Here is a 23,014-nt window from a genome sequence, read left to right as displayed (position 1 = left end):
CCGCAAAATCAAGACGGATAGCGCGTCCAGATAGCGGAGTATGATATGCAGTTCTCCAAAATGCACGGTCTGGGCAACGACTTTATGGTGGTCGATGCCGTTACACAGAATGTCTATTTTTCACCTGAGCTGATCCGCCGGCTGGCCGATCGGCACCTGGGCGTCGGCTTTGACCAGATGCTGGTGGTAGAACCGCCTTACGATCCCGAGCTGGATTTTCACTACCGAATTTTTAACGCCGACGGCAGCGAAGTGGCGCAGTGCGGCAACGGCGCGCGCTGTTTCGCGCGCTTTGTGCGGCTGAAAGGGTTGACCAACAAGCGCGATATCCGCGTTAGCACCCAAACCGGGCGCATGGTGCTCAGCGTCACCGACGACGATCTGGTGTGCGTCAACATGGGTGAGCCGAATTTCGATCCGCAGGCGGTGCCGTTCCGCGCCGCCAAGGCGGAAAAGACCTACATCATGCGCGCGGCGGAACATACCGTGCTGTGCGGAGTGGTGTCGATGGGCAACCCGCATTGTGTTTTGCAGGTGGATGATGTAAAAACCGCCAAGGTGGAGCTGCTTGGGCCGGTGCTGGAAGGGCACGAGCGCTTCCCGGAACGGGCCAACATCGGCTTTATGCAAGTGGTCAGCCGCGATCACATCAAGCTGCGCGTTTACGAGCGCGGCGCCGGTGAAACGCAGGCCTGCGGCAGCGGCGCCTGCGCGGCGGTGGCGGTAGGGATCCAACAGGAATTGCTGTCAGAAGAGGTGCATGTAGAACTGCCGGGCGGCAGCCTGCATATTCGCTGGAAAGGGCCGGGCAATCCGCTGTTTATGACCGGTCCGGCAACCCATGTCTATGACGGATTTATTCATCTATGAAAAGCGTAGAAGAACAGAGCGTCGCCGGCCTGGCGCTGGATGACGACGCCGTGATGCAGTACCTGCTGCAGAACCCGGATTTCTTTATTCGCAACGCGCGCCAGGTTGAGCAGATGCGCGTGCCTCACCCGGTGCGCGGCAGCGTTTCGCTGGTGGAATGGCATCTGGCTCGCCAGCGCAATCACATCGAACGGCTGGAAGAAGAGATCACGTTGTTGATGGAGCAGGCCAGCGCCAACGAAGGGCTGTTCGCCAGGCTGCTGCACCTGCAGGCCGATCTGGCCACCGCCGACAGCCTGCAGGACATGCTAAACCGGCTGCAGCGCTGGGCGCGCGGCTTCGGTTTGGCCGGCGCCACGGTTCGGCTGTTCGCCGAGCGCTGGAATATCGGCGCGCCTTCCGATTTCACCCACCTGGCGCTGACGCGTTCGGCGTTCGAGCCGTTCCGCATTCAGCGGCTGGGCAGCGAACAACACTATCTCGGCAGCCTGAACGGCCCCGAGCTGCTGCTGCTGTTGCCGCAGGCCAAACAGATTGGCCAAATTGGCTCGGTGGCGCTGTCGATGTTGGGTGACGACGGCGAGCTGGGCATGGTGATCTTCAGCAGCCGCGATACGCAACATTATCAGCAGGGCATGGGTACGGTGATGCTCAATCAGCTGGCGCGCATGCTGCCGGCGCTGCTGGAACGCTGGATCGAACGCGCATGACGCCGATTGCGCCCAGCCTGCAGCAGCCGGTGGACGCTTTTCTGCGTTATCTCAAGGTAGAACGGCAACTCAGCCCGCTGACGCAGCTCAGCTATTCACGCCAGCTGACGGCGCTGATGCGCCTGGCGCAGGAGATCGGCGTCACCGACTGGACGACGCTGGACGCCGCCCGGGTGCGCATGCTGGCGGCGCGCAGCAAACGCGCCGGTCTGCAGTCCGCCAGCCTGGCGCTGCGGCTCTCTTCGTTGCGTAGCTTCCTCGATTGGCTGGTCAGCCAGGGCGTGCTGCACGCCAACCCCGCCAAGGGCATCCGCACGCCGCGCAGCGGCCGCCATCTGCCGAAAAACATCGACGTCGATGAAATGAACCAGCTGCTGGAGATCGATCTCAACGATCCGCTGGCGGTGCGCGATCGCGCCATGCTGGAGGTGATGTATGGCGCCGGCCTGCGCCTCTCCGAGCTGGTGGGGCTGGATTGCCGCCATGTCGATATGGCGGCGGGCGAGGTGTGGGTGATGGGGAAAGGCAGCAAAGAACGCAAACTGCCGATTGGGCGCACCGCCGTCACCTGGCTGGAACACTGGCTGGCGATGCGCGATCTGTTTGGGCCGCAGGACGACGCCATGTTCCTGTCCAATCAGGGGCGACGCATCTCGACGCGCAACGTGCAAAAACGCTTCGCCGAATGGGGCGTGAAGCAGGGCGTCAATAGCCATATCCATCCGCACAAGCTGCGCCACTCCTTCGCCACCCATATGCTGGAGTCCAGCGGCGATCTGCGCGCGGTGCAGGAGCTGCTCGGCCACGCCAACCTGACCACCACGCAAATTTATACCCACCTCGACTTTCAACATCTGGCGAACGTGTACGATGCCGCGCATCCGCGCGCCAAACGGGGGAAATCCTGATGCATTTTTATCGCCCGCTGCGCCCGCTGGCGGCGCTGACTTTCGATCTGGACGACACGCTGTATGACAACCGTCCGGTGATCCGGCACACCGAGCAGCAGTCGGTGGCCTTCCTGCAGAGCTACCATCCCGGCCTGAACGGCTTCCAGTCGGCGGATTTCCACCGCCTGCGCCAGGAACTGCGCGAGCAGGATCCGGAGATTTACCACGACGTCACCCAGTGGCGCTGGCGCGCCATTCATCTGGCGTTGAGCCGGCAGGGGCTGCGCGACGCCGAAGCGGCGATCGGGGCCGATGCGGCGATGCAGAATTTCGCGCTGTGGCGCAGCCGTATCGAGGTGCCGGAAGCGACCCATACCACGCTGAAGGCGCTGGCGGCGCGCTACCCGCTGGTGGCGATCACCAACGGCAACGCCGATCCGGCGCAGTGCGGCCTGGACGGCTACTTTCAGTTTGTGCTGCGTTCCGGGCCGGACGGGCGCGCCAAGCCGTATCAGGACATGTATCACCTGGCCGTCGAGCGGCTGGGCGTGGCGCCCGAGCAGATCCTGCACGTGGGCGACGATCTGACCACCGACGTGGCCGGCGCGCTGCGCGCGGGGCTGCAGGCCTGTTGGATCAACGATCGGCAACGCAGCCTGATGCAGGCCGCCGACAGCCGCCTGCTGCCGCATATTGAGATTTCGCAGTTGGCATCGCTGACAGCATTGTTATAATCCCTGCCAGAACTCTGTATAAATTTCCAGTGAAAAACCCGTCGCCGGCGGGTTTTTCCTTAACCATTAGTGGTGCCTATGGACGTCTCCGATCTGCTCGACAGCCTGAATGAAAAACAACGTGAAGCCGTGGCGGCGCCGCGCAGCAACCTGTTGGTTCTGGCCGGAGCGGGCAGCGGCAAGACGCGGGTGCTGGTGCATCGCATCGCCTGGCTGCTGTCGGTGGAGAACTGCTCACCGTATTCGATCATGGCGGTGACCTTCACCAACAAGGCGGCGGCGGAAATGCGCCACCGTATCGAACATCTGATCGGCACCAGCCAGGGCGGCATGTGGATCGGCACTTTCCACGGTCTGGCTCACCGCCTGCTGCGCGCTCATCATCTGGAAGCCAACCTGCCGCAGGATTTCCAGATCCTCGACAGCGACGACCAGCTGCGGTTGCTCAAGCGCATCATCAAGGCGCTGAACGTCGACGAGAAACAGTGGCCGCCGCGTCAGGCGATGTGGTACATCAACGGCAAGAAAGACGAAGGCCTGCGCCCGCAGCACGTCGAGACCTACAACAACCCGGTAGAGGCCACCTGGCTGCGCATCTACCAGGCCTATCAGGAAGCCTGCGATCGCGCGGGGCTGGTGGATTTCGCCGAGCTGCTGCTGCGCGCGCACGAGCTGTGGCTGAACAAGCCGCATATCCTCAACCACTATCGCGAACGTTTCACCAACGTGCTGGTGGACGAATTCCAGGATACCAACAGCATCCAGTACGCCTGGATCCGCCTGCTGGCGGGCGGCAACAGCAACGTGATGATCGTCGGCGACGATGACCAGTCGATCTACGGCTGGCGCGGCGCGCAGGTGGAAAACATCCAGCGCTTCCTGAAGGATTTCCCCGGCGCGGAAACCATCCGCCTGGAGCAGAACTACCGTTCCACCAGCAACATCCTGAAAGCGGCCAACACCCTGATCGCCAACAACGACGGGCGCATGGGGAAAAACCTGTGGACCGAAGGCGGCGAAGGCGAGCCGATTTCCCTCTACTGCGCCTTCAACGAACTCGACGAAGCGCGCTTTGTGGTCAACCGCATCAAGACCTGGCAAGACAACGGCGGCGCGCTGAACGATTGCGCCATTTTGTACCGCAGCAACGCCCAGTCGCGCGTGCTGGAAGAGGCGCTGCTGCAGACGGCGATGCCGTACCGCATCTACGGCGGCCAGCGGTTCTTCGAACGTCAGGAAATCAAGGATGCGCTGGCTTACCTGCGCCTGATCTCCAACCGCAACGACGACGCTGCCTTCGAGCGCGTGGTCAACACCCCGACGCGCGGCATCGGCGATCGCACCCTCGACGTAGTGCGCCAGGCGGCGCGCGATCGCCAGCTGACGCTGTGGCAGGCGACGCGCGAACTGATGCAGGACAAGGTTCTGGCCGGCCGCGCCGCGTCGGCGCTGCAGCGCTTCATCGAGCTGGTGGAGTCGCTGGCGCATGAAACCGCCGATATGCCGCTGCACGTGCAGACCGATCGGGTGATCCGCGACTCCGGGCTGTTCATCATGTATGAGCAGGAAAAGGGCGAGAAGGGACAGGCGCGCATCGAAAACCTTGAGGAACTGGTGACGGCGACGCGCCAGTTCAGCTATCAGGAAGAAGATCAGGATCTGATGCCGCTGCAGGCATTCCTGTCGCATGCGGCGCTGGAAGCGGGCGAAGGCCAGGCCGACGCCTATCAGGACGCGGTGCAGCTGATGACCCTGCACTCGGCCAAGGGGTTGGAGTTCCCGCTGGTGTTTATCGTCGGCATGGAAGAAGGCATGTTCCCGAGCCAGATGTCGCTGGACGAAGGCGGCCGTCTGGAGGAGGAGCGCCGTCTGGCCTATGTGGGCGTGACGCGCGCCATGCAGAAACTGACGCTGACCTATGCTGAAACGCGCCGTCTGTACGGCAAAGAGGTTTATCACCGGCCGTCGCGCTTTATCGGCGAATTGCCGGAGGAGTGCGTGGAAGAAGTGCGCCTGCGCGCCAGCGTATCGCGCCCGGTCAATCACCGCCGCATGGGCACGCCGATCAGCGAGAACGACACCGGTTACAAGCTGGGCCAGCGCGTGCGTCATCCCAAGTTTGGCGAAGGCACCATCGTCAATCTGGAGGGCAGCGGCGAGCACAGCCGGCTGCAGATCGCCTTCCCGGGTGAGGGCATCAAATGGCTGGTGGCGGCCTACGCGCGTTTGGAAACGGTATAAAGAGAGAGGCGTTGCAGGGGCCAGCCCCTGCAACCTTTCACGATCAGTGAGGGTACCGGTCGCCGACCTGTGCGGTGGCATACCAGCGCATCACCGCTTCGGTGCCTTCACCGCCTTCCTGCGGCGCCCACTGCATGCAGTCTTCTTCGGTCAGCGCCTGATACGGGCCCTGCTTCACTTCGAACACTACGCCGCCGGCATCGACCGACAGCACCGCATGCCAGGTAAAGGCCGGCATCTCCAGCACTTTGGTTTCTTCGCCGAGCAGGGTGCGCTGTGTTACAACGCCGTCATCGTTGAACTGCAGCACCACAAAGCGGCCGCGCAGCGGCGTCAGCAGCTCCCAGGTTTGCGGGTGGCGGTGCGGGCGGATATAGGTGCCGGGTTCCATGGCGATCGCCAGGCGTTGCACCGGGTCGCTCAGCTCTTCGTGTAAGGTGCGGTGCGCGCGCAGGCGGGCCACGCTGGCGGCCTGTTCGCTCATCGCGGTCAGTTCATGGGCGGTAATCTGTTTCATCGTTTAAATCCGCATGCTTGTCGTACCATTAGGGTGATGTCATCTTAGCAACATTCTTGGTGGCGGTAAGCGATCGCCGCGACTTTTTCAGTACGGTTTAAGCCCCATTTCTGCTATTGATCATCGTGATGATTTGTTGCGCAATTATCCCGCCTAACGTGTTGACAGGCTTTTTCTTCTCGGCGTAACATGCGCGCACTATTATCATTGAGGACAGACGCCTTGGACACACCCAGTAGATACTGGCTCACTGACCTGCGCCGCAGGTATAACTTCTAAGGCTCTCCGTTTTTGCTGATAGCCTTCGTGGTTGTCGGCGACCCCGCAAAGTGTCGCTATGAGTCAGATCTCTTCATGGTCTGAAACAAATCGGTGATACGCATCTCCCTCTGTTTCTGTGCTTCAACGCGTTGTCCGCACCCGTTACCTTCACGGAGTTTTGGCACATGCTGAGCGCTTTTAAATTAGATAACCGCCGCTTGTCCCGTCTGGAACTGGACGACTCAGATGATCTCACGTCATCGCTGTGGGTTGATCTGGTCGAGCCGGAAGAGGGCGAGCGTGAGCGCGTGCAGAATGAGCTGGGACAAAGCCTGGCGACGCGTCCTGAACTGGACGACATCGAAGCCTCCGCCCGTTTCTTCGAAGACGAAGACGGTCTGCATATCCACTCCTTCTTCTACTTTGAAGATGCGGAAGATCACGCCGGCAACTCCACGGTGGCGTTCACCATCCGCGACGGGCGTCTGTATACCCTGCGCGAGCGCGAACTGCCGGCGTTCCGCCTGTACCGCATGCGCGCCCGCAACCAGACGATGCTCGAAGGCAACGCTTACGAACTGCTGCTGGATCTGTTCGAGACCAAGATTGAACAGCTGGCGGACGAGATAGAGAATATCTACAGCGATCTGGAACAGCTCAGCCGGGTGATCATGGAAGGGCATCAGGGCGACGAATACGACGCCGCGCTCTCGACGCTGGCGGAGCTGGAAGATATCGGCTGGAAGGTGCGTTTGTGCCTGATGGATACCCAGCGCGCGCTCAACTTCCTGGTGCGCAAGGCGCGTCTGCCGACCGGCCAGCTGGAGCAGGCGCGTGAAGTGCTGCGCGACATCGAATCCCTGCTGCCGCACAACGAATCGCTGTTCCAGAAGGTGAACTTCCTGATGCAGGCGGCGATGGGCTTCATCAACATCGAACAGAACCGTATTATCAAGATCTTCTCGGTAGTGTCGGTGGTGTTCCTGCCGCCTACGCTGGTGGCTTCCAGCTACGGCATGAACTTCGAATTCATGCCGGAACTGAAATGGTCGTTCGGCTACCCGGGCGCGATCACGCTGATGATCCTGGCGGGCCTGGCCCCTTACCTGTACTTCAAGCGCAAGAACTGGCTGTAACCCGGCGACGCCGGGCTCAGCGCAGCTTGCGCTGGGTATAGAGCGCGTCGAGGGTGAACAGGATCAGCGCCGCCCAGATAAAGCCGAAGGTCACCAGCTTGTCCTGGCCGACGGTCTCGCCGTAGAAGGTGACCGCCAGCAGGAACATCAGCGTCGGGCCGAGATACTGGAAGAAACCGAGCGTTGACAGGCGCAGCCGGGTAGCCGCCGCGGTGAAGCACAGCAGCGGCACGGTGGTGACGATGCCGGCGGCGACCAGCAGCAGGTTCAGCGACCACGGGTTGGCGCTCAGGTGGCTGGTGGGGCTGTCGGCGAACAGGAACAGATAGGCCGCCGCTACCGGCAGCAGCCATAGCGTCTCAATCAGCATGCCGGTCTGCGCGTCGATGGCGATTTTCTTGCGCAGCAGGCCGTAGAAGGCAAAGCTGAACGCCAGCCCCAGACCGATGATCGGCAACGACCCGAACTGCCAGAGCTGCACCAGCACCCCGGTGAACGCCAGCGCCACCGCCACCCACTGCATGCGGCGGAAACGTTCGCCGAGAAACAGCATCCCCAACAGCACGTTAACCAGCGGGTTGATGAAGTAGCCCAGGCTGGCTTCCAGCATATGGTGATTGTTCACCGCCCAGATGAACAGCAGCCAGTTGCCGCCGATCAACAGCGCGGTGACCGCCAGCAACAGCAGCCGTTTGCGATTTTGGCAGGCGGCGCGCACTTTAGGCCAGTTGCGGCCCAGTGTGATCAGCGCCAGCATGAAGAAAAACGACCAGATGATCCGGTGGGTGAGGATCTCATCCGCGGACACTTGCTGGATCAGTTTGAAATAAGCCGGGGCGATGCCCCACATAAAATAGGCGGCCAGGGCAAAGAAAATGCCCTGACGCGTTTGCTTTGCGTCCATGACGTCACTCTGGTGGGGAACTTAAGATGCGGTGAGTGTACTGAAGACGCTCACCGCACACAATCATCAGCCGACCAGGTAGGTGGCGGTGGCGGTCGCGATATGCAGGCCGTCGTGGTTATGCAGTTCTACGCGCGCGACGGCGACTTTGTTGCCGCTGCGCAGCACGCTGGCGGAGGCGACGAAGTGCTCGCCGCGGCCGGGGCGCAGGTAGTCGACGCGCAGGTCGATGGTGCCCATGCGCGACAGCTTGGCGGCGATCTCCTCTTCGACCAGCGGCTCCAGGCGCGTAAGCACGCCGCCGGCGCAGGCCAGCCCGGCGGCGACGTCAAGCACGGCGGCGATCACGCCGCCATGCAGAATTTCCTGCGCGGCGTTGCCGACCAGCTTGCGCTGGTTGGTGAAGCTCAGCTCGACGTAGTCATCGTCGAAGCGGCGCAGCTCCAGGCCAAGCTCGCGGTTGAACGGCATGTGGTAGACAAAAATTTCGCCGATCTTGCGGCGGGCGGCTTCCAGGGTCAGTGGTGTTGTCGACATAGCGGGTTTCCGTTTTTCTTTTGCGTTTTAAGGGAGCTAACTGGTCAGTCCAGGTTAATGGAATGTTGATTTTATGCTTAACCTTTGTTGCTTGCCAGCCCGTTTAGGCAAAAGAGTCACGCGCGCGTTGGTGTCATGCTGAACGATATTGTGTAATCATACCCGGTGGGTGTGTACCGATGAAAAAATGGGGAAGTGTGTGTCAACCGCAGCAGTGATTAACAGAGAGTTGCTGGCCGAGCAGGTATTGCGCGATACCTTCGGCTACCAGCAATTCCGTCCGGGGCAGCAAACGATTATCAATGCCGCGATCGGCGGGCAGGATTGCCTGGTGGTGATGCCGACCGGCGGCGGCAAGTCGTTGTGTTACCAAATCCCTGCGCTGGTGATGGACGGCCTGACGCTGGTCGTTTCTCCGCTGATCTCGCTGATGAAGGATCAGGTCGACCAACTGTTGGCCTACGGCGTTTCCGCCGCCTGCTACAACTCGACGCAAACCCGCGAGGAGCAGTTGGACGTCATGGCCGGCTGCCGCAACGGCACCATCAAGATGCTGTACATCGCGCCGGAGCGGCTGATGATGGAAAGCTTCCTCAACCTGCTCGATCACTGCCCGCCGGCGATGCTGGCGGTGGATGAGGCGCACTGCATCTCCCAATGGGGCCACGACTTCCGGCCGGAATACCGCGCGCTGGGGCAGTTGAAACAGCGCTTCCCGTCGATGCCGGTGATCGCGTTGACCGCCACTGCCGACGAAGCCACGCGCGGCGATATCGTGCGTCTGCTGTCGCTGCAGGATCCGCTGGTGCAGGTCAGCAGCTTCGACCGGCCGAACATCCGTTACACGCTGGTGGAAAAATTCAAACCGCTCGACCAGCTGTGGCGCTTCGTGCAGGATCAGCGCGGCAAGAGCGGCATTATCTATTGCAACAGCCGCGCCAAGGTGGAAGACACCGCCGCGCGCCTGCAAAGCCGCGGGCTGAGCGTCGGCGCTTACCACGCGGGGCTGGACAACGATCGCCGCGCCCAGGTGCAGGAGGCGTTCCAGCGTGACGATCTGCAGGTGGTGGTGGCCACCGTCGCCTTCGGCATGGGCATCAACAAACCCAACGTGCGTTTTGTGGTGCATTTCGACATCCCGCGCAATATCGAATCCTATTATCAGGAGACCGGCCGCGCCGGGCGCGACGGCCTGCCGGCCGAAGCCATCCTGCTGTACGATCCGGCCGACATGGCCTGGCTGCGCCGCTGTCTGGAGGAGAAACCCGCCGGGCAACAGCTGGACATCGAGCGTCACAAGCTGAACGCCATGGGCGCTTTCGCCGAGGCTCAAACCTGCCGTCGCCTGGTGCTGCTCAACTACTTCGGCGAAGGCAAGCACGAAAACTGCGGCAACTGCGATATCTGCCTCGATCCGCCCAAGCGCTACGACGGGCTGGAGGACGCGCGCAAGGCGCTGTCTTGCGTGTACCGCGTCGGCCAGCGCTTCGGCCTCGGGTACATCGTGGAAGTGCTGCGCGGCTCCAACAATCAGCGCATTCGCGAATACGGTCACGACAAGCTGCCGGTGTACGGCATCGGCCGCGATCAAACCACGGAGCACTGGACCAGCGTGCTGCGTCAGCTGATCCACCTGGGCTTTATCACCCAGAACATCGCCATGCACTCGGCGCTGCAATTGACCGAGGCGGCGCGTCCGGTGTTGCGCGGCGAGGTGGCGCTGCAGCTGGCGGTGCCGCGCATTCAGAGCCTGAAGTCGCGCAGTAGCGCCAACCAGAAATCCTACGGCGGCAATTACGATCGCAAGCTGTTCGCCAAGCTGCGCAAACTGCGCAAGTCGATCGCCGACGAAGAAAACATTCCACCCTACGTGGTGTTCAACGACGCCACGCTGCTGGAAATGGCCGAACAGATGCCGATCAAGGCCGGCGATCTGCTGAGCGTCAACGGCGTGGGGCAGCGCAAACTGGAGCGTTTCGGCGCGCCCTTTATGGCGATGATCCGCGATCATCTCGACAATGACGAAGACTGAGGGCGATAAATCATGCTGATGCTGTTTCTCACCGTGGCGCTGGTGCATCTGATTGCGCTGATGAGCCCGGGGCCGGACTTCTTTTTCGTGTCGCAGACCGCCGCCAGCCGCTCGCGCCGCGAGGCGATGATGGGCGTGGTCGGCATTTCGCTCGGCATCGTGGTATGGGCCGGCGTGGCGTTGATGGGGTTGCATCTGATCCTGCAGAAGATGGCCTGGCTGCATCAGATCATCATGGTCGGCGGCGGCATTTACCTGTGCTGGATGGGGTGGCAACTGCTGCGTTCCGCGCGGGCGCAGCAAGCTCCGCCGGCGGCAGAGGCCCAGGTGGCGTTGCCGAAGGCCGGGCGCAGCTTTATTCGCGGCTTCTTGACCAACCTGTCCAACCCGAAAGCGGTGATCTATTTCGGCAGCGTGTTCTCGCTGTTCGTCGGCGACAGCGTCGGCGCCGGGGCGCGCTGGGGGCTGTTCTTGCTGATCGTCGCCGAGACCTTCGTCTGGTTCAGCCTGGTGGCGGTGGTGTTCGCGCTGCCGGCGATGCGCCGCGGTTATCAGCGGTTGGCCAAGTGGATAGACGGAGCGGCGGGCGTGCTGTTTACCGGCTTCGGGTTACACCTGATCTTTACCCGCTAACCGGCAGTGAAATGCCCAAGGCCGAGCAGCGATGCCCGGCCTTTTTTGTCAGGCTTTGCGGGCGGTCGCCAGCAGCCCCGCCACCAAAATGAACAGCGACCCGAACACCCGGTTGAGCAGCTGCATTTGACGCGGAGTCTTCAGCCAGCCGGCGATGCGCGTCGCCAGGGTGGCGTAACCGATCATCACCAGAATATCCACCACCACGGTGGTGACGCCGAGCACCAGATACTGTTCGGCCTGCGGCTGATGGGGCAAGATGAACTGCGGGAACAGCGCGGCGAGGAACACGATGCTTTTCGGGTTGGTCAGGTTGACCAGCACCGCGCGGCGGAACAGGCGGCGGCGCGGCATGCTGCCCGCCAGCGCATGCAGATCCAGCGCGCCGGCGGCGCGCCATTGTTGGATGCCGAGCCACACCAGGTAGGCGGCGCCCAGCCATTTCAGCAGCTCGAACGCCAGCAGCGATTGAGAAATCAGCGCGCCGAGGCCGATGCCCACCAGCACGATGTGCGCGCTCAGCCCGACCTGCAGCCCGGCGATCGACGCGGCGGCGCCGCGATAGCCGTGGCTGATGCCGGTGCTCATGGTGTTGATGGCGCCTGAGCCGGGGGACAGGCTGAGGATAAGCGTGGTCAGCAGATAGGTTAACCACCAGTCCAAGGTCATGGTTCTCGGCTCCCTGAAAGTGTCGTTTTGTGCCACAATGCGCCTAGGCGGCGCCGTTTTTTGTCAGAATTGAATCACAATACGCTAGTATGATTTCTTGTGCCAGCGGTCACATTTTCCGCCGGCTCCACAGGGAAAACGCTCTCGATGACCTCGTTCACTCTCAGCTCCGATGACTGGTTAACGCGTGAAACGCAGTTCGCTGCCTTCGCCACCGGGCCGCTGCTGGATTTCTGGCGGCAGCGCGAAGAAGGTGAGTTCCGCGGCGTGGACGGCGTGCCGATCCGCTTTGTGCGCTTCCGTTCCGCGCGGCATCAACGGGTGGTGGTGGTCAGCCCCGGCCGCATCGAAAGCTACGTGAAATACCCTGAGGTGGCCTATGACCTGTTCCACTGCGGTTACGACGTGGTGATCGTCGATCATCGCGGGCAGGGGCGCTCCGGGCGTTTACTGGCGGATACGCACCGCGGTCATGTGGTAAACTTCGACGACTACGTGGACGATTTCGAGCAGCTGTGGCTGCGCGAGGTCGAGTCGCGCGGTTATCGGCAGCGCTTCGCGCTGGCGCATTCGATGGGCGGCGCGATCCTGGCGCGGTTCCTGCAGCGTCGGCCGCAGGCGTTCGACGCGGCGGCGTTTTGCGCGCCGATGTTCGGCATTCAGTTGCCGATGCCGGGCTGGCTCGCCGACCGTATTCTCGACTGGGCGGAGGCGCGCCCGGCGATCCGCGACTATTACGCGGTGGGCACTGGCCAGTGGCGTCCGCTGCCCTATGTGGTCAACGTGTTGACCCACAGCCGCGAGCGCTACCGGCGCAGCCTGCGTTATTACGCCGACTATCCCGAGCTGCAGGTGGGCGGGCCGACCTACCATTGGGTGCGGGAGAGCATCCGCGCCGGTCGGCAGATCATCGCGCAGGCCGGGGAGATAACAACGCCGCTGTTGCTTTTGCAGGCCGGTGAGGAACGGGTGGTCGACAACCGTTCGCACCAGGCTTTTTGTCAGGCTCTGTCAGACGCGGGGCGCCCTTGCGAAGGGGGGCTCCCGTTGGTTATCAACGGCGCACGCCATGAGATCCTGTTCGAGCGGGACGCGATGCGCGCCGAAGCACTGAACGCAATTCTGCGCTTCTTTGCTCAACACTTAGGCGGCGCGCTGCCGCCGACAACTCCATCAGAGGTTAGAACATAACGCTATGTATCACGTCGTCGCTTCCGATTTAGATGGCACGCTGCTGTCTCCCGACCATACCCTGTCGCCGTACGCCAAAGAAACGCTGAAGTTGCTGACCCAGCGCGGCGTGCATTTCGTGTTCGCCACCGGCCGCCACCACATCGACGTGGCGCAGATCCGCGACAGCCTGGAAATCAGCGCCTTTATGATCACCTCCAACGGCGCGCGGGTGCACAACACGGCCGGCGAGCTGATCTTCAGCCATAACCTGGACGGGGATATCGCCCGCGATCTGTACGGCATGCTGCACGACGATCCGCAGATCACCACCAATGTCTACCGCAACGACGATTGGTTTACCAACCGCGAAAGCCCGGAGCAGGAAGAGTACTTCCAGGAGTCGGTGTTCAAATATCAGCTGTTCGAGCCGGGCCTGCTGGAAACCGACGGCGTCTGCAAGGTGTACTTCACCTGTGAAGACCACGAGCGGTTGCTGCAGGTGGAAGACGCCATCAACGCCCGCTGGGGCGATCGGGTCAACGTCAGCTTCTCGTTCCCGACCTGCCTGGAAGTGATGGCGGGCGGCGTGTCGAAAGGGCATGCGCTGGAAGAAGTGGCCAAGATCATCGGTTATACGCTGCAAGAGTGCATCGCCTTCGGCGACGGCATGAACGATCTGGAGATGCTGTCGATGGCCGGCAAGGGCTGCATCATGCGCGATGCGCATCAGCGCCTGAAGGATATGCTGCCGGAGCTGGAGGTGATCGGTTCCAATGCCGATAACGCGGTGCCGCACTACCTGCGCAAGATGTTCCTCTGAAATAACAAGGGCGCCTTGCGGCGCCCTGGTTATTACTTGTGCTGGCCTTGCTTCTGCAGGAACTGCACGCCCTTGTCCGGGAAGTCGGTGAACACGCCGTCGACGCCGGCCTGGTTGTAAATCACGTCATACAGCTGGTTTACGTCGGTCACGTACTTCGGCAGCGCATCGGCGCGGATGGTGAACGGGTGCACCGCCAGCTTGCTGGCGTGCGCTTCTTTCACCATGTCGGTCAGCACGATGTGGCCTGGCTTGGATTGATCCGCCACCACCAGCATGTGGTAGTCCGGCCCGATGCCGTCGGCATACTGAGCGATTTTCTTCATCGCGCCCGGTTTGAACATCCAGTCATAGTCGTATTCCACCCACTTGCCGTCGGCTTTCTGCTCGTAGGTTTCCTGCCAGTCGTTGTAGGCGATCAGCTGCACCAGCTTCAGATCCATGCCCAGCTTCGGCTCCAGCTCGTTCTTGATGCGTTTGAGCTCGTTGGCGTCGAAGCACTGCAGGTAGACGTTGTCGTTCTTGCCGGTGTAACCGTACTGCTTGAGCACCGCCAGCACTTTGCTGGAGATGTCTTTGCCTTCCTGCTTGTGGAACCAAGGCGCTTTGATTTCAGGATAGATGCCGATGTTTTTGCCGGTCGAATGGTTCAGACCCTGTACGAACTCGATCTCTTCCTGGAAGGTGTGGACGCGGAAGTCGGATTTGCCCATCGGGAAGCGGCCAGGGTAACCCTGTACCTTCTTGCCGTTTTCGATGTCAAAGCCTTCGGTGAACTTCAGCGATTTGATCTCCGCCAGCGTAAAGTCGATGGCGTAATAACGGCCGTCTTTGCGTGCGCGGTTCGGGAAACGTTCGGCGACGTCGGTGACGCGATCGAGGTAATGGTCGTGCAGCACCACCAGCTCGTTGTCCTTGGTCATCACCAGATCTTGCTCGAGGTAATCGGCGCCTTGCGCGTAGGCCATCGCCTTCGCCGGCAGGGTGTGTTCCGGCAGGTAGCCGCTGGCACCGCGGTGGGCGATCACCACTTTGTCCGCCGCCTGCGCGGCGCTGACCATTGAGGTGGCGAGAATGATCCCTGTCAGCAGGGCTTTGACTTGAGTCCGCATTCCGTTTTCTCCGTGTTGTTGGGGGCAGGGTAGTAAAAAGGCCGCAGGGCGGCCTTTAAATCATGCAAAAGTCGTGTGACGGTTAGCCGCGCTTGCCGGCAGCGATTTCCGCGTGGTGTTTCTTCTCGTTCAGCATGGTCAGCAGCAGCAGGATAACCGCCAGCACGCCGCCGCCGATCATCACCATGAAGCCGCCGTCCCAACCGAAGAAGTCTACGGTGTAACCGACGATGGCGCTGGCCGCAACCGAGCCGCCCAGGTAGCCGAACAGGCCGGTGAAGCCCGCGGCGGTGCCGGCGGCTTTCTTCGGCGCCAGCTCCAGCGCGTGCAGGCCGATCAGCATTACCGGACCGTAGATCAGGAAGCCGATGACCAGCATACAGATCATGTCCACGGTCGGGTTACCGGCCGGGTTCATCCAGAACACCACGGTGGCGATGGTCACCAGCGTCATGAAGAACACGCCGGTGGCGCCGCGGTTGCCTTTGAACACTTTGTCCGACATCCAGCCGCACAGCAGGGTGCCCGGGATACCGGCGTATTCATACAGGAAGTAGGCCCAGGAAGACTTGTCCAGCGCGAAGTGCTTCACTTCTTTCAGGTAGGTCGGCGACCAGTCCAGAATGCCGTAACGCAGCAGGTAGACGAACACGTTGGCGACCGCGATGTACCACAGCAGCTTGTTCGGCAGGATGTACTGCATGAAGATCTGCTTGGCGGTCAGCTCTTCTTCGTCTTTTTCGCTGTAGTCGTCCGGGTAGTCGTTTTTGTACTCTTCAATCGGCGGCAGGCCACAGGATTGCGGGGTGTCGCGCATCAGGCCGAAGGCGATCAGGGCCACCAGGATGGCGCCGAAGGCCGGCATGTACAGCGCCGCGTGCCAGTCGTTGAACCAGGCCATGCCCAGCAGGAACAGCAGCGGCGGCAGGCCGCCGCCCACGTTGTGGGCGCAGTTCCAGATGGAGACGATGCCGCCGCGTTCTTTCTGCGACCACCAGTGCACCATGGTGCGGCCGCACGGCGGCCAACCCATGCCCTGGAACCAGCCGCACAGGAACAGCAGGACGAACATGATGGCGATGCTGGAGGTTGCCCACGGCACGAAGCCCATGAACAACATCACCGCCGCCGCCAGGATCAGGCCGGCAGGCAGGAACACTCGCGGGTTGGAACGGTCGGAGACCGAACCCATGATGAATTTGGAGAAGCCGTAGGCGATGGAGATGCCCGACAGCGCGAAGCCGAGGTCACCGCGGCTGAAGCCTTGTTCGATCAGGTAAGGCATGGCCAGGGTGAAGTTCTTACGCACCAGATAGTAGGCGGCGTAACCGAAGAAGATCCCCAGGAAAATTTGCCAGCGCAGCTTACGGTAGAGCGGGTCTACCTTATCGCTCGGCACACGGGCGATGTGTGCGGCCGGCTTAAAAATACTCAACATGAGCGCCTCCGATGGCTTTATCTGTTATCACATCAATATGACCTTTTACGTTCATTTGATGATTGAGCGGATATCGAATGTGGTGTTTTTGTGTTCCATAACGAGCGCCATTGTCATCAAATACGCCTGGTGTCGCTGTGACGAATGGCGCAATTGTTACACTTTCATGAAACCACGGCGGATTTTGAGCGATTCGTTAACGTTATGAAATAGAAAAACGTCCAAAAATCGTGATTATGATCACATTGATGGTTTTTTGTGGACATTTTTATTTCGTTTCATGTTCGTTATTGTTCCTTATCAAACAAAGACCCTAATAACCGTGGCTCAATAGGCTCATAACTACCGATCCTGAGGGAGCGACATGAGCAGCTATTTTGACGGCGGCGAAACGGATGTGATCATCATCGGCGGCGGCGCCACCGGCGCAGGCATTGCCCGCGACTGTGCGCGGCGCGGCTTGCGATGCATTTTGCTGGAGCGCCACGACATCGCCACCGGCGCCACCGGCCGCAACCACGGTTTGCTGCACAGCGGCGCGCGCTATGCGGTGACCGACGGCGAGTCGGCGCGCGAATGCATAGAAGAGAACCGCATCCTGAAACGCATTGCGCATCACTGTATCGAGCGCACCGACGGGCTGTTCATCACCTTGCCGCAAGACTCGCTGGACTATCAGCAGCAGTTTATCGCGGCCTGTCGCCAGGCCGACATCGACGCCGAAGCGATCGACCCGCAGCTGGCGCTGCGGCTGGAGCCGGCGGCTAACCCGGCGCTGATCGGCGCGGTGCGGGTGCCGGACGGCACCGTCGATCCCTTCAGGCTGACCGCCGCCAATATGCTGGACGCGCGCGAGCACGGCGCGCAGATCCTGACCTACCATCAGGTGGTGGGGTTGCTGCGCAGTGGCGATCGGGTGACGGGCGTGCGCGTTTACGACCATCAGAATCAGCGGCGCTATGAGCTGCACGCGCCGGTGGTGGTCAACGCCGCCGGCATCTGGGGCCAGCAGATCGCCGAATACGCCGATTTGCGCATCCGCATGTTCCCGGCCAAGGGAGCGCTGCTGATCCTCGGCCATCGCATCAACAACATGGTGATCAACCGCTGCCGCAAACCGGCGGACGCCGACATCCTGGTGCCGGGCGACACTATCTCGCTGATCGGCACTACCTCGACCCATATCGACTACGACCAAATTGACAACATGCTGGTGACCCCGCAGGAGGTGGACATTCTGATCCGCGAAGGGGCGCTGTTGGCGCCCACCCTGGCGCAGACCCGTATTTTGCGCGCCTATGCCGGGGTGCGGCCGCTGGTGGCCAGCGACGACGATCCCAGCGGGCGCAACGTCAGCCGCGGCATCGTGCTGCTCGATCACGCCGCCCGCGACGGGCTGGAAGGGTTTATCACCATTACCGGCGGCAAGCTGATGACCTACCGCCTGATGGCGGAGTGGGCCACCGACAAGGTATGCGAAAAGCTCGGCGTAAATAGTCCGTGCACCACCGCGCAGGACGCGCTGCCCGGATCCCGTCAGTCGGCGGAGGAAACGGTGCGCAGCGTGGTTTCTCTGCCCGCCAGCATTCGCGGCTCGGCGATCTATCGGCACGGCGACCGCGCCAGCCAGGTGCCGGCGGCCGATCGGCTCGACACCAGCCTGGTGTGCGAATGCGAGGCGGTGACCGCCGGGGAAGTGCGCTATGCGGTCAACTCGCTGACCGTCAATAACCTGGTGGATCTGCGCCGCCGCACCCGTGTCGGCATGGGCACCTGCCAGGGCGAACTCTGCGCCTGCCGCGCCGCCGGGCTGTTGACGCGCTTTAACGTCAGCACGCCGCAGCAATCCATCGCGCAGCTGTCGCAGTTCCTCAACGAACGCTGGAAAGGCGTACGGCCGATCGCCTGGGGCGATGCGCTGCGCGAGAGCGAATTCACCAGCTGGGTTTACCAGGGATTATGCGGGCTTGAAGCCCAGGCCGACCAGGAGCAGGAGGCGGATGATGCGATTTGACGTCGTGGTGATTGGCGGTGGTCTGGCGGGCCTGAGCTGCGCCATTGCCGTGGCCGAACAGGGCAAGCGCTGTGCGGTGGTCAGTTCTGGCCAGAGCGCGCTCTACTTCTCCTCCGGCTCGCTCGATCTGCTGGCGAGATTGCCGGACGGCACGCCGGTCGAGATGCCGCTGGCGGCGTTGCCGCAGTTGGCGCAACAGGCGCCGCAGCATCCGTACGCCCTGATCGGGCCCGGCCGGGTGGCGGCGCTGTCCGCCGCCGCGCAGCGGCTGCTGGAACGCTGCGGGCTGAATCTGCAGGGCGAGGGGGTGAACAACCATCTGCGCATCACGCCGCTCGGCACGCGCCGCGCCACCTGGCTCAGCCCGCAAGCGATCCCGACGCTGCCGCTGACCGGCCAACTGCCGTGGCGGCGCATTGCGGTGATCGGCATCGAAGGGTTCCTCGACTTCCAACCGCAGATGGCCGCCGACGCCCTGAGCCGCGAGCTCGGCGTGCAGACGGACGTGGCCTATCTGCACATGCCGGCGCTGGACAGATTGCGCAATAACCCCAGCGAGTTCCGCGCGGTGAACATCGCCCGGGTACTGGATTTGATGGAAAGCCTGCCGCCGATGGCCGAAGAGCTGCGGCGGCTGGCGGGCGAGGCCGAGGCGCTCTTCCTGCCGGCCTGTCTGGGCCTGGAGGACGACGCGTCGCTGGCGGTGCTGCAGGATGCGGTCGGCAAGCCGATCCGACTGCTGCCGACGTTGCCGCCTTCGGTGCCCGGCATGCGCTTGCATCAGGCGCTGCGGCGGCGTTTCCAGCAGTTGGGCGGCGTTTTCATGCCGGGCGACAGCGTGCTGCGCGCCGAGAGCGAGGCCGGCCGCGTCACCGGTTTGTACACCCGCAACCACGGCGATATTCCGCTGCGGGCGCAGCAGGTGGTGCTGGCCAGCGGCAGCTTCTTCAGCAATGGACTGGTGGCCCATTTCGACGGGGTGCGCGAACCGATCTTCGGGCTGGACGTACACAGTCGGGCGGATCGCGCCGACTGGAGCCGACGCGAGCTGTTCGCGCCGCAGCCTTACCTGCAGTTCGGCGTGCGTACCGACGGCAGACTGCGGGCGATGAAGCAGGGAGTGCCGTTCGACAACCTGTACGCCATCGGCGCGGTCGCCGGCGGCTACGATCCGCTGCAGCAGGGCTGCGGCGCCGGCGTGTCATTGATCGGCGCGCTGCACGTCGCGCAGCAGATCGCCGCGGAGGAGAACGTATGAGCCTGCATCGGGACCACAGCTTTGAAAGCTGCATCAAATGCACCGTCTGTACCACCTACTGCCCGGTCGCCAAAGTGAACCCGCTTTACCCGGGACCGAAACAGGCGGGGCCGGACGGTGAGCGGCTGCGGCTGAAAGACCCGGCGCTGTACGACGAAGCGCTGAAATACTGCACTAACTGCAAGCGTTGTGAAGTGGCCTGCCCGTCCGACGTCAAAATCGGCGACATCATTCAGCGCGCCCGCGCCGACTTCGCCCAGAGCAAGCCGACGCTGCGCGATGCCATCCTCAGCCATACCGATATCATGGGATCGCTGTCGACGCCGTTTGCGCCGATCGTCAACGCCGCCACCGGGTTGAAACCGGTGCGCAAGCTGCTGGACAAGGCGCTGAAGATCGATCACCGGCGCGAACTGCCGAAATATTCCTTCGGCACCTTCCGCCGCTGGTACCGGCAACAGGCGCAGGCTCAGCAGCGTTACGCCGAGCAGGTGGCATTCTTCCACGGTTGCTTCGTCAACTATAACCACCCGCAGCTGGGCAAGGATTTGGTCCGGGTGTTCAACGCGCTGGATATCGGCGTGCAACTGCTGAAACGCGAGAAATGCTGCGGCGTGCCGCTGATCGCCAACGGGTTTATCGACCAGGCTAAAAAGCAGGCCAGGGTCAATGCCGAATCGCTGCATGAAACGGTGCTGGAGCGCGGCATTCCGGTGGTGGCGACCTCATCGAGCTGCACCTTCACCCTGCGTGACGAATACCCTCATCTGCTGGACGTAGACACCACTGCGGTGCGCGATCGGGTGGAGCTGGCGACGCGCTATCTCTATCGCCTGATCAATCAGGGGCGCAGCCTGTCGCTCAAGCGCACGCCGCTGCGGGTGGCTTATCACACGCCTTGCCATATGGAGAAGATGGGCTGGACCGCCTATACCCTGGAGCTGCTGCGGCAGATACCGGGGCTGGAGCTGGTGGTGCTGGATTCGCAGTGCTGCGGCATCGCCGGCACTTACGGGTTCAAATCGGAGAACTACGCCACGTCGCAAGGCATTGGCGCGCCGCTGTTCCGGCAGATAGAAGAGAGCGGATTGGATCTGGTGGTGACCGACTGCGAGACCTGCAAGTGGCAGATCGAAATGTCCACCAGCAAACGCTGCGAACACCCGATCACCCTGCTGGCGCAGGCGTTGGCATAAAGACTCAGGGGCCGGCGAACCGGCCCCTGCGGGATTACTGCTTCAGTTTCAGGGTGGAGATGATGCCTTCGGCCTCAGTCTGCGCCTGCTGCTGGTTGTCCGCCGGTAGCGTCACCTGAATGGTCAGCATGTTGTTGTTCAGCGAACCGATCAGGACGGAAGAATAGGCTTTCTCGCCGCCGCTGGTGATGATGCTGTCCAACTGACGCAGCGGCACACCGTTGACGTCGAGCGCTTTGTTGGTGATCACCTGCAGGTTGGCGTCACGCGCGCGCTGGGTGTTCTCCAGGCGCTTGGCCAGAGTCTCCAGGCTGTCGGCGGTCTTGTCGCCCAAGATGACGATCACTGCGCGCTGACCGGTGCTGTCTGCGTAAACATGCATGTTGTTGGCCTGGTTGCCCAGCTTGCCGCTCTGATCCGCCATGCCGACCGGCAGGGTGAACGCCAGTTTACCGTCCAGCAGGCTCACCTGCTGCCCGGCCGGCGCGCTGGCCGCCGCGCCATCTGGCGCTGCCTTGGTGTCTTTGGTGTTGCCGTCGCAGGCCGCGAGGCCAAGCGCCAGCAGGCTGATACCCATCAATTTCGCTACTTTACGCATCGGGCTTCCTTCTTCCTTTCCGGTAGGGATTCACTGTCGTATCGCAACCTATTCCAGGTTGAAATGCAAGGCAGATGTTGTCACAAGTTTTTTTCCAGTAATAGCCGATAATCAGCCACTTCGCCTTTCTTTTCCAGATGAACAATCTGATAGTGATGGGCGAGCAGCATCGTCAGCATGGCGAGGAACCGGTTGCGGGTTTTGACCGTCAGTTGGCGATAGCCCTGCGCCCGCGCCCAGCGCTCTTGTTCGGCCAACAAGGCCTGCGCCACGCCGTGGCGACGGAATGCCGGCAGCACGCCGCCCAGCCAGCTGTAAAACACCGTTTCCTGCCGTTGATAACCGAGTTTGAAACCGGCCGGCTGTCCGTCTATCTCGGCGATCAACAGGCTGGCGGGGGCGGCGCCGATACGTTGCTGCAGATCGGCCAGGCTGTGCAGGCCGCCGAATTCGGGGATGCGTTGATAAAGGCGGTGGATTTCTTCGAGCGTGGCGGTGCGGATGATTGGGGTCATGAGCGGCCTCCAAAGGATAAGGCCGCCCAGAATAACACGACTCAGCCCGGCTGTAGGCTGCCGCTGCGCGCCGCGATGCGTTTGAGCAGCATGTTCAGCAACACGCCGTACATCGGCAGGAAGAACAGCAGGCAGATCATCACCTTGAAGCTGTAATCCACCAGCGCGATCTCCACCCAGTTGTTGGCCATGAAGGGATCGCTGCTCTTATAGAAGGCGATGAAGAAGAACGCCAGCGTGTCGCTGATGTTGCCGAGGAACATCGCCGCCGCCGGCGCCACCCACCAGGCGCTGCCTTGACGCAGGCGGTTGAAGACGTGTACGTCGAGGATCTGGCCGAGCACATAGGCCATAAAGCTGGCCACGGCGATGCGCGCCACGAACAGGTTAAAACTGCTCAGCGCGGCGAAGCCCTGCCATTCTCCCTGATAGGTGACGGTGGAGATCACGTAGGAGATGAACAGCGCCGGCACCATCACCGCCAGGATGATGCGCCGCGCCAGCGGCGCGCCGAAGATGCGCACGGTCAGATCGGTCGCCAGGAAGATAAACGGGAAGGTAAAGGCGCCCCAGGTGGTATGGAAGCCGAAAACGCTGATCGGCAGCTGCACCAGGTAGTTGCTGGAGGTAATGATGGCGATATGAAACAGCGAAAGCCAGACCAACGCCGTGAAGCGCTGCTGTGCGGTAAACGAATACATACTTGTAGCCTTTTTAGCAGTGGGGTGAGGGAACCCAGTGTGTCTTGTCAAAACA

General features: G+C 62.0%; 22 protein-coding genes. 13 read left to right on the top strand and 9 right to left on the bottom strand.

Translation table 11 applies throughout. The annotated features are described in order from the left end of the window. Positions 1-45 precede the first annotated feature (45 nt). From dapF to uvrD, 5 genes are all read left to right on the top strand, one after another. On the top strand, positions 46-870 hold the full coding sequence (gene dapF / locus ITX55_RS21530) for a diaminopimelate epimerase (protein ID WP_004934244.1): 825 nt from the start codon (positions 46-48) through the stop codon (positions 868-870). Next, entirely contained in the window at positions 867-1,580 is a 714-nt protein-coding gene (locus tag ITX55_RS21525) for a DUF484 domain-containing protein (RefSeq protein WP_108680039.1), read from the top strand. The genes dapF and ITX55_RS21525 overlap by 4 nt, the downstream gene beginning before the upstream one ends. Beyond that, positions 1,577-2,488 (top strand): tyrosine recombinase XerC, encoded by a 912-nt coding sequence (gene xerC, locus ITX55_RS21520; RefSeq protein ID WP_033645020.1) that lies wholly within the window; start codon positions 1,577-1,579, stop codon positions 2,486-2,488. Before ITX55_RS21525 ends, xerC begins: the two co-directional genes overlap by 4 nt. Beyond that, on the top strand, positions 2,488-3,204 hold the full coding sequence (yigB, locus tag ITX55_RS21515) for a 5-amino-6-(5-phospho-D-ribitylamino)uracil phosphatase YigB (protein ID WP_108680040.1): 717 nt from the start codon (positions 2,488-2,490) through the stop codon (positions 3,202-3,204). The genes xerC and yigB overlap by 1 nt, the downstream gene beginning before the upstream one ends. Before the next feature lie 78 nt (positions 3,205-3,282). Then, positions 3,283-5,445, top strand: a complete 2,163-nt coding sequence (gene uvrD, locus ITX55_RS21510) for a DNA helicase II (RefSeq protein WP_025304874.1) — start codon at positions 3,283-3,285, stop codon at positions 5,443-5,445. A 43-nt stretch (positions 5,446-5,488) separates the two neighbouring features. Here uvrD and ITX55_RS21505 read toward each other — a convergent pair whose 3' ends face one another. Further along, positions 5,489-5,962: a WbuC family cupin fold metalloprotein gene (locus ITX55_RS21505; RefSeq protein WP_025160392.1), complete on the bottom strand. Its 474-nt coding sequence runs from the start codon at positions 5,960-5,962 to the stop codon at positions 5,489-5,491. Positions 5,963-6,408: 446 nt separating this feature from the next. On the opposite strand from ITX55_RS21505, the gene corA reads away from it, so the two are divergent. After that, positions 6,409-7,359 (top strand): magnesium/cobalt transporter CorA, encoded by a 951-nt coding sequence (gene corA, locus ITX55_RS21500; protein ID WP_004934262.1) that lies wholly within the window; start codon positions 6,409-6,411, stop codon positions 7,357-7,359. Between the two features lie 16 nt (positions 7,360-7,375). On the opposite strand, the gene rarD is transcribed toward corA, so the two are convergent. Both rarD and ITX55_RS21490 read right to left on the bottom strand, forming a co-directional pair. Beyond that, entirely contained in the window at positions 7,376-8,263 is an 888-nt protein-coding gene (gene rarD / locus ITX55_RS21495; RefSeq protein ID WP_033645018.1) for an EamA family transporter RarD, read from the bottom strand. Positions 8,264-8,329: 66 nt separating this feature from the next. Further along, positions 8,330-8,800 (bottom strand): thioesterase family protein, encoded by a 471-nt coding sequence (locus tag ITX55_RS21490; RefSeq protein ID WP_033645017.1) that lies wholly within the window; start codon positions 8,798-8,800, stop codon positions 8,330-8,332. A gap of 199 nt (positions 8,801-8,999) precedes the next feature. Here ITX55_RS21490 and recQ point away from each other — a divergent pair, with 199 nt between their 5' ends. Further along, positions 9,000-10,832 (top strand): ATP-dependent DNA helicase RecQ, encoded by a 1,833-nt coding sequence (gene recQ, locus ITX55_RS21485; RefSeq protein ID WP_046688049.1) that lies wholly within the window; start codon positions 9,000-9,002, stop codon positions 10,830-10,832. A 12-nt stretch (positions 10,833-10,844) separates the two neighbouring features. After that, positions 10,845-11,465: a threonine export protein RhtC gene (gene rhtC, locus ITX55_RS21480; RefSeq protein ID WP_046898835.1), complete on the top strand. Its 621-nt coding sequence runs from the start codon at positions 10,845-10,847 to the stop codon at positions 11,463-11,465. A gap of 48 nt (positions 11,466-11,513) precedes the next feature. On the opposite strand, the gene rhtB is transcribed toward rhtC, so the two are convergent. Then, positions 11,514-12,134, bottom strand: a complete 621-nt coding sequence (rhtB, locus tag ITX55_RS21475; RefSeq protein WP_033645013.1) for a homoserine/homoserine lactone efflux protein — start codon at positions 12,132-12,134, stop codon at positions 11,514-11,516. A 147-nt stretch (positions 12,135-12,281) separates the two neighbouring features. Between rhtB and pldB the strand changes: the two genes are divergently transcribed. Next, a complete protein-coding gene (gene pldB, locus ITX55_RS21470; RefSeq protein ID WP_046898836.1) occupies positions 12,282-13,325 on the top strand; it encodes a lysophospholipase L2 in 1,044 nt (347 codons plus the stop codon). Positions 13,326-13,329: 4 nt separating this feature from the next. After that, a complete protein-coding gene (gene yigL, locus ITX55_RS21465; RefSeq protein ID WP_033645010.1) occupies positions 13,330-14,127 on the top strand; it encodes a sugar/pyridoxal phosphate phosphatase YigL in 798 nt (265 codons plus the stop codon). A 32-nt stretch (positions 14,128-14,159) separates the two neighbouring features. On the opposite strand, the gene glpQ is transcribed toward yigL, so the two are convergent. Together glpQ and glpT are read right to left on the bottom strand one after the other, a co-directional pair. Beyond that, positions 14,160-15,239: a glycerophosphodiester phosphodiesterase gene (gene glpQ, locus ITX55_RS21460; RefSeq protein WP_025304882.1), complete on the bottom strand. Its 1,080-nt coding sequence runs from the start codon at positions 15,237-15,239 to the stop codon at positions 14,160-14,162. A gap of 82 nt (positions 15,240-15,321) precedes the next feature. Continuing rightward, complete coding sequence (glpT, locus tag ITX55_RS21455) at positions 15,322-16,677, bottom strand: glycerol-3-phosphate transporter (RefSeq protein ID WP_033645009.1); 1,356 nt, start codon at positions 16,675-16,677, stop codon at positions 15,322-15,324. A gap of 364 nt (positions 16,678-17,041) precedes the next feature. Between glpT and glpA the strand changes: the two genes are divergently transcribed. From glpA to glpC, 3 genes are read left to right on the top strand one after another with little or no spacing between them, the layout of a single operon-like run. Then, a complete protein-coding gene (gene glpA / locus ITX55_RS21450) occupies positions 17,042-18,691 on the top strand; it encodes an anaerobic glycerol-3-phosphate dehydrogenase subunit A (protein WP_033645008.1) in 1,650 nt (549 codons plus the stop codon). Continuing rightward, complete coding sequence (glpB, locus tag ITX55_RS21445; RefSeq protein ID WP_108680041.1) at positions 18,681-19,949, top strand: glycerol-3-phosphate dehydrogenase subunit GlpB; 1,269 nt, start codon at positions 18,681-18,683, stop codon at positions 19,947-19,949. The genes glpA and glpB overlap by 11 nt, the downstream gene beginning before the upstream one ends. Continuing rightward, complete coding sequence (gene glpC / locus ITX55_RS21440) at positions 19,946-21,145, top strand: anaerobic glycerol-3-phosphate dehydrogenase subunit GlpC (RefSeq protein WP_197756165.1); 1,200 nt, start codon at positions 19,946-19,948, stop codon at positions 21,143-21,145. Before glpB ends, glpC begins: the two co-directional genes overlap by 4 nt. Positions 21,146-21,179: 34 nt before the next feature. Here the strand turns inward: glpC and ITX55_RS21435 are convergent, their stop codons facing one another. The 3 genes from ITX55_RS21435 to ITX55_RS21425 form a co-directional block, all read right to left on the bottom strand. After that, on the bottom strand, positions 21,180-21,743 hold the full coding sequence (locus tag ITX55_RS21435) for a DcrB family lipoprotein (RefSeq protein WP_025304887.1): 564 nt from the start codon (positions 21,741-21,743) through the stop codon (positions 21,180-21,182). 80 nt (positions 21,744-21,823) lie between these two features. Continuing rightward, entirely contained in the window at positions 21,824-22,258 is a 435-nt protein-coding gene (locus ITX55_RS21430; RefSeq protein WP_108680043.1) for a GNAT family N-acetyltransferase, read from the bottom strand. Between the two features lie 41 nt (positions 22,259-22,299). Then, positions 22,300-22,959: a 7-cyano-7-deazaguanine/7-aminomethyl-7-deazaguanine transporter gene (locus tag ITX55_RS21425; protein WP_108680044.1), complete on the bottom strand. Its 660-nt coding sequence runs from the start codon at positions 22,957-22,959 to the stop codon at positions 22,300-22,302. Positions 22,960-23,014: the final 55 nt, after the last annotated feature.

This window comes from Serratia sp. EWG9, from assembly GCF_019913725.1.
GTDB classification, from domain to species: domain Bacteria; phylum Pseudomonadota; class Gammaproteobacteria; order Enterobacterales; family Enterobacteriaceae; genus Serratia; species Serratia ureilytica.
Note: the sequence above shows the minus strand (reverse complement) of the source record. Positions and strands in the feature narration are given on the sequence as shown.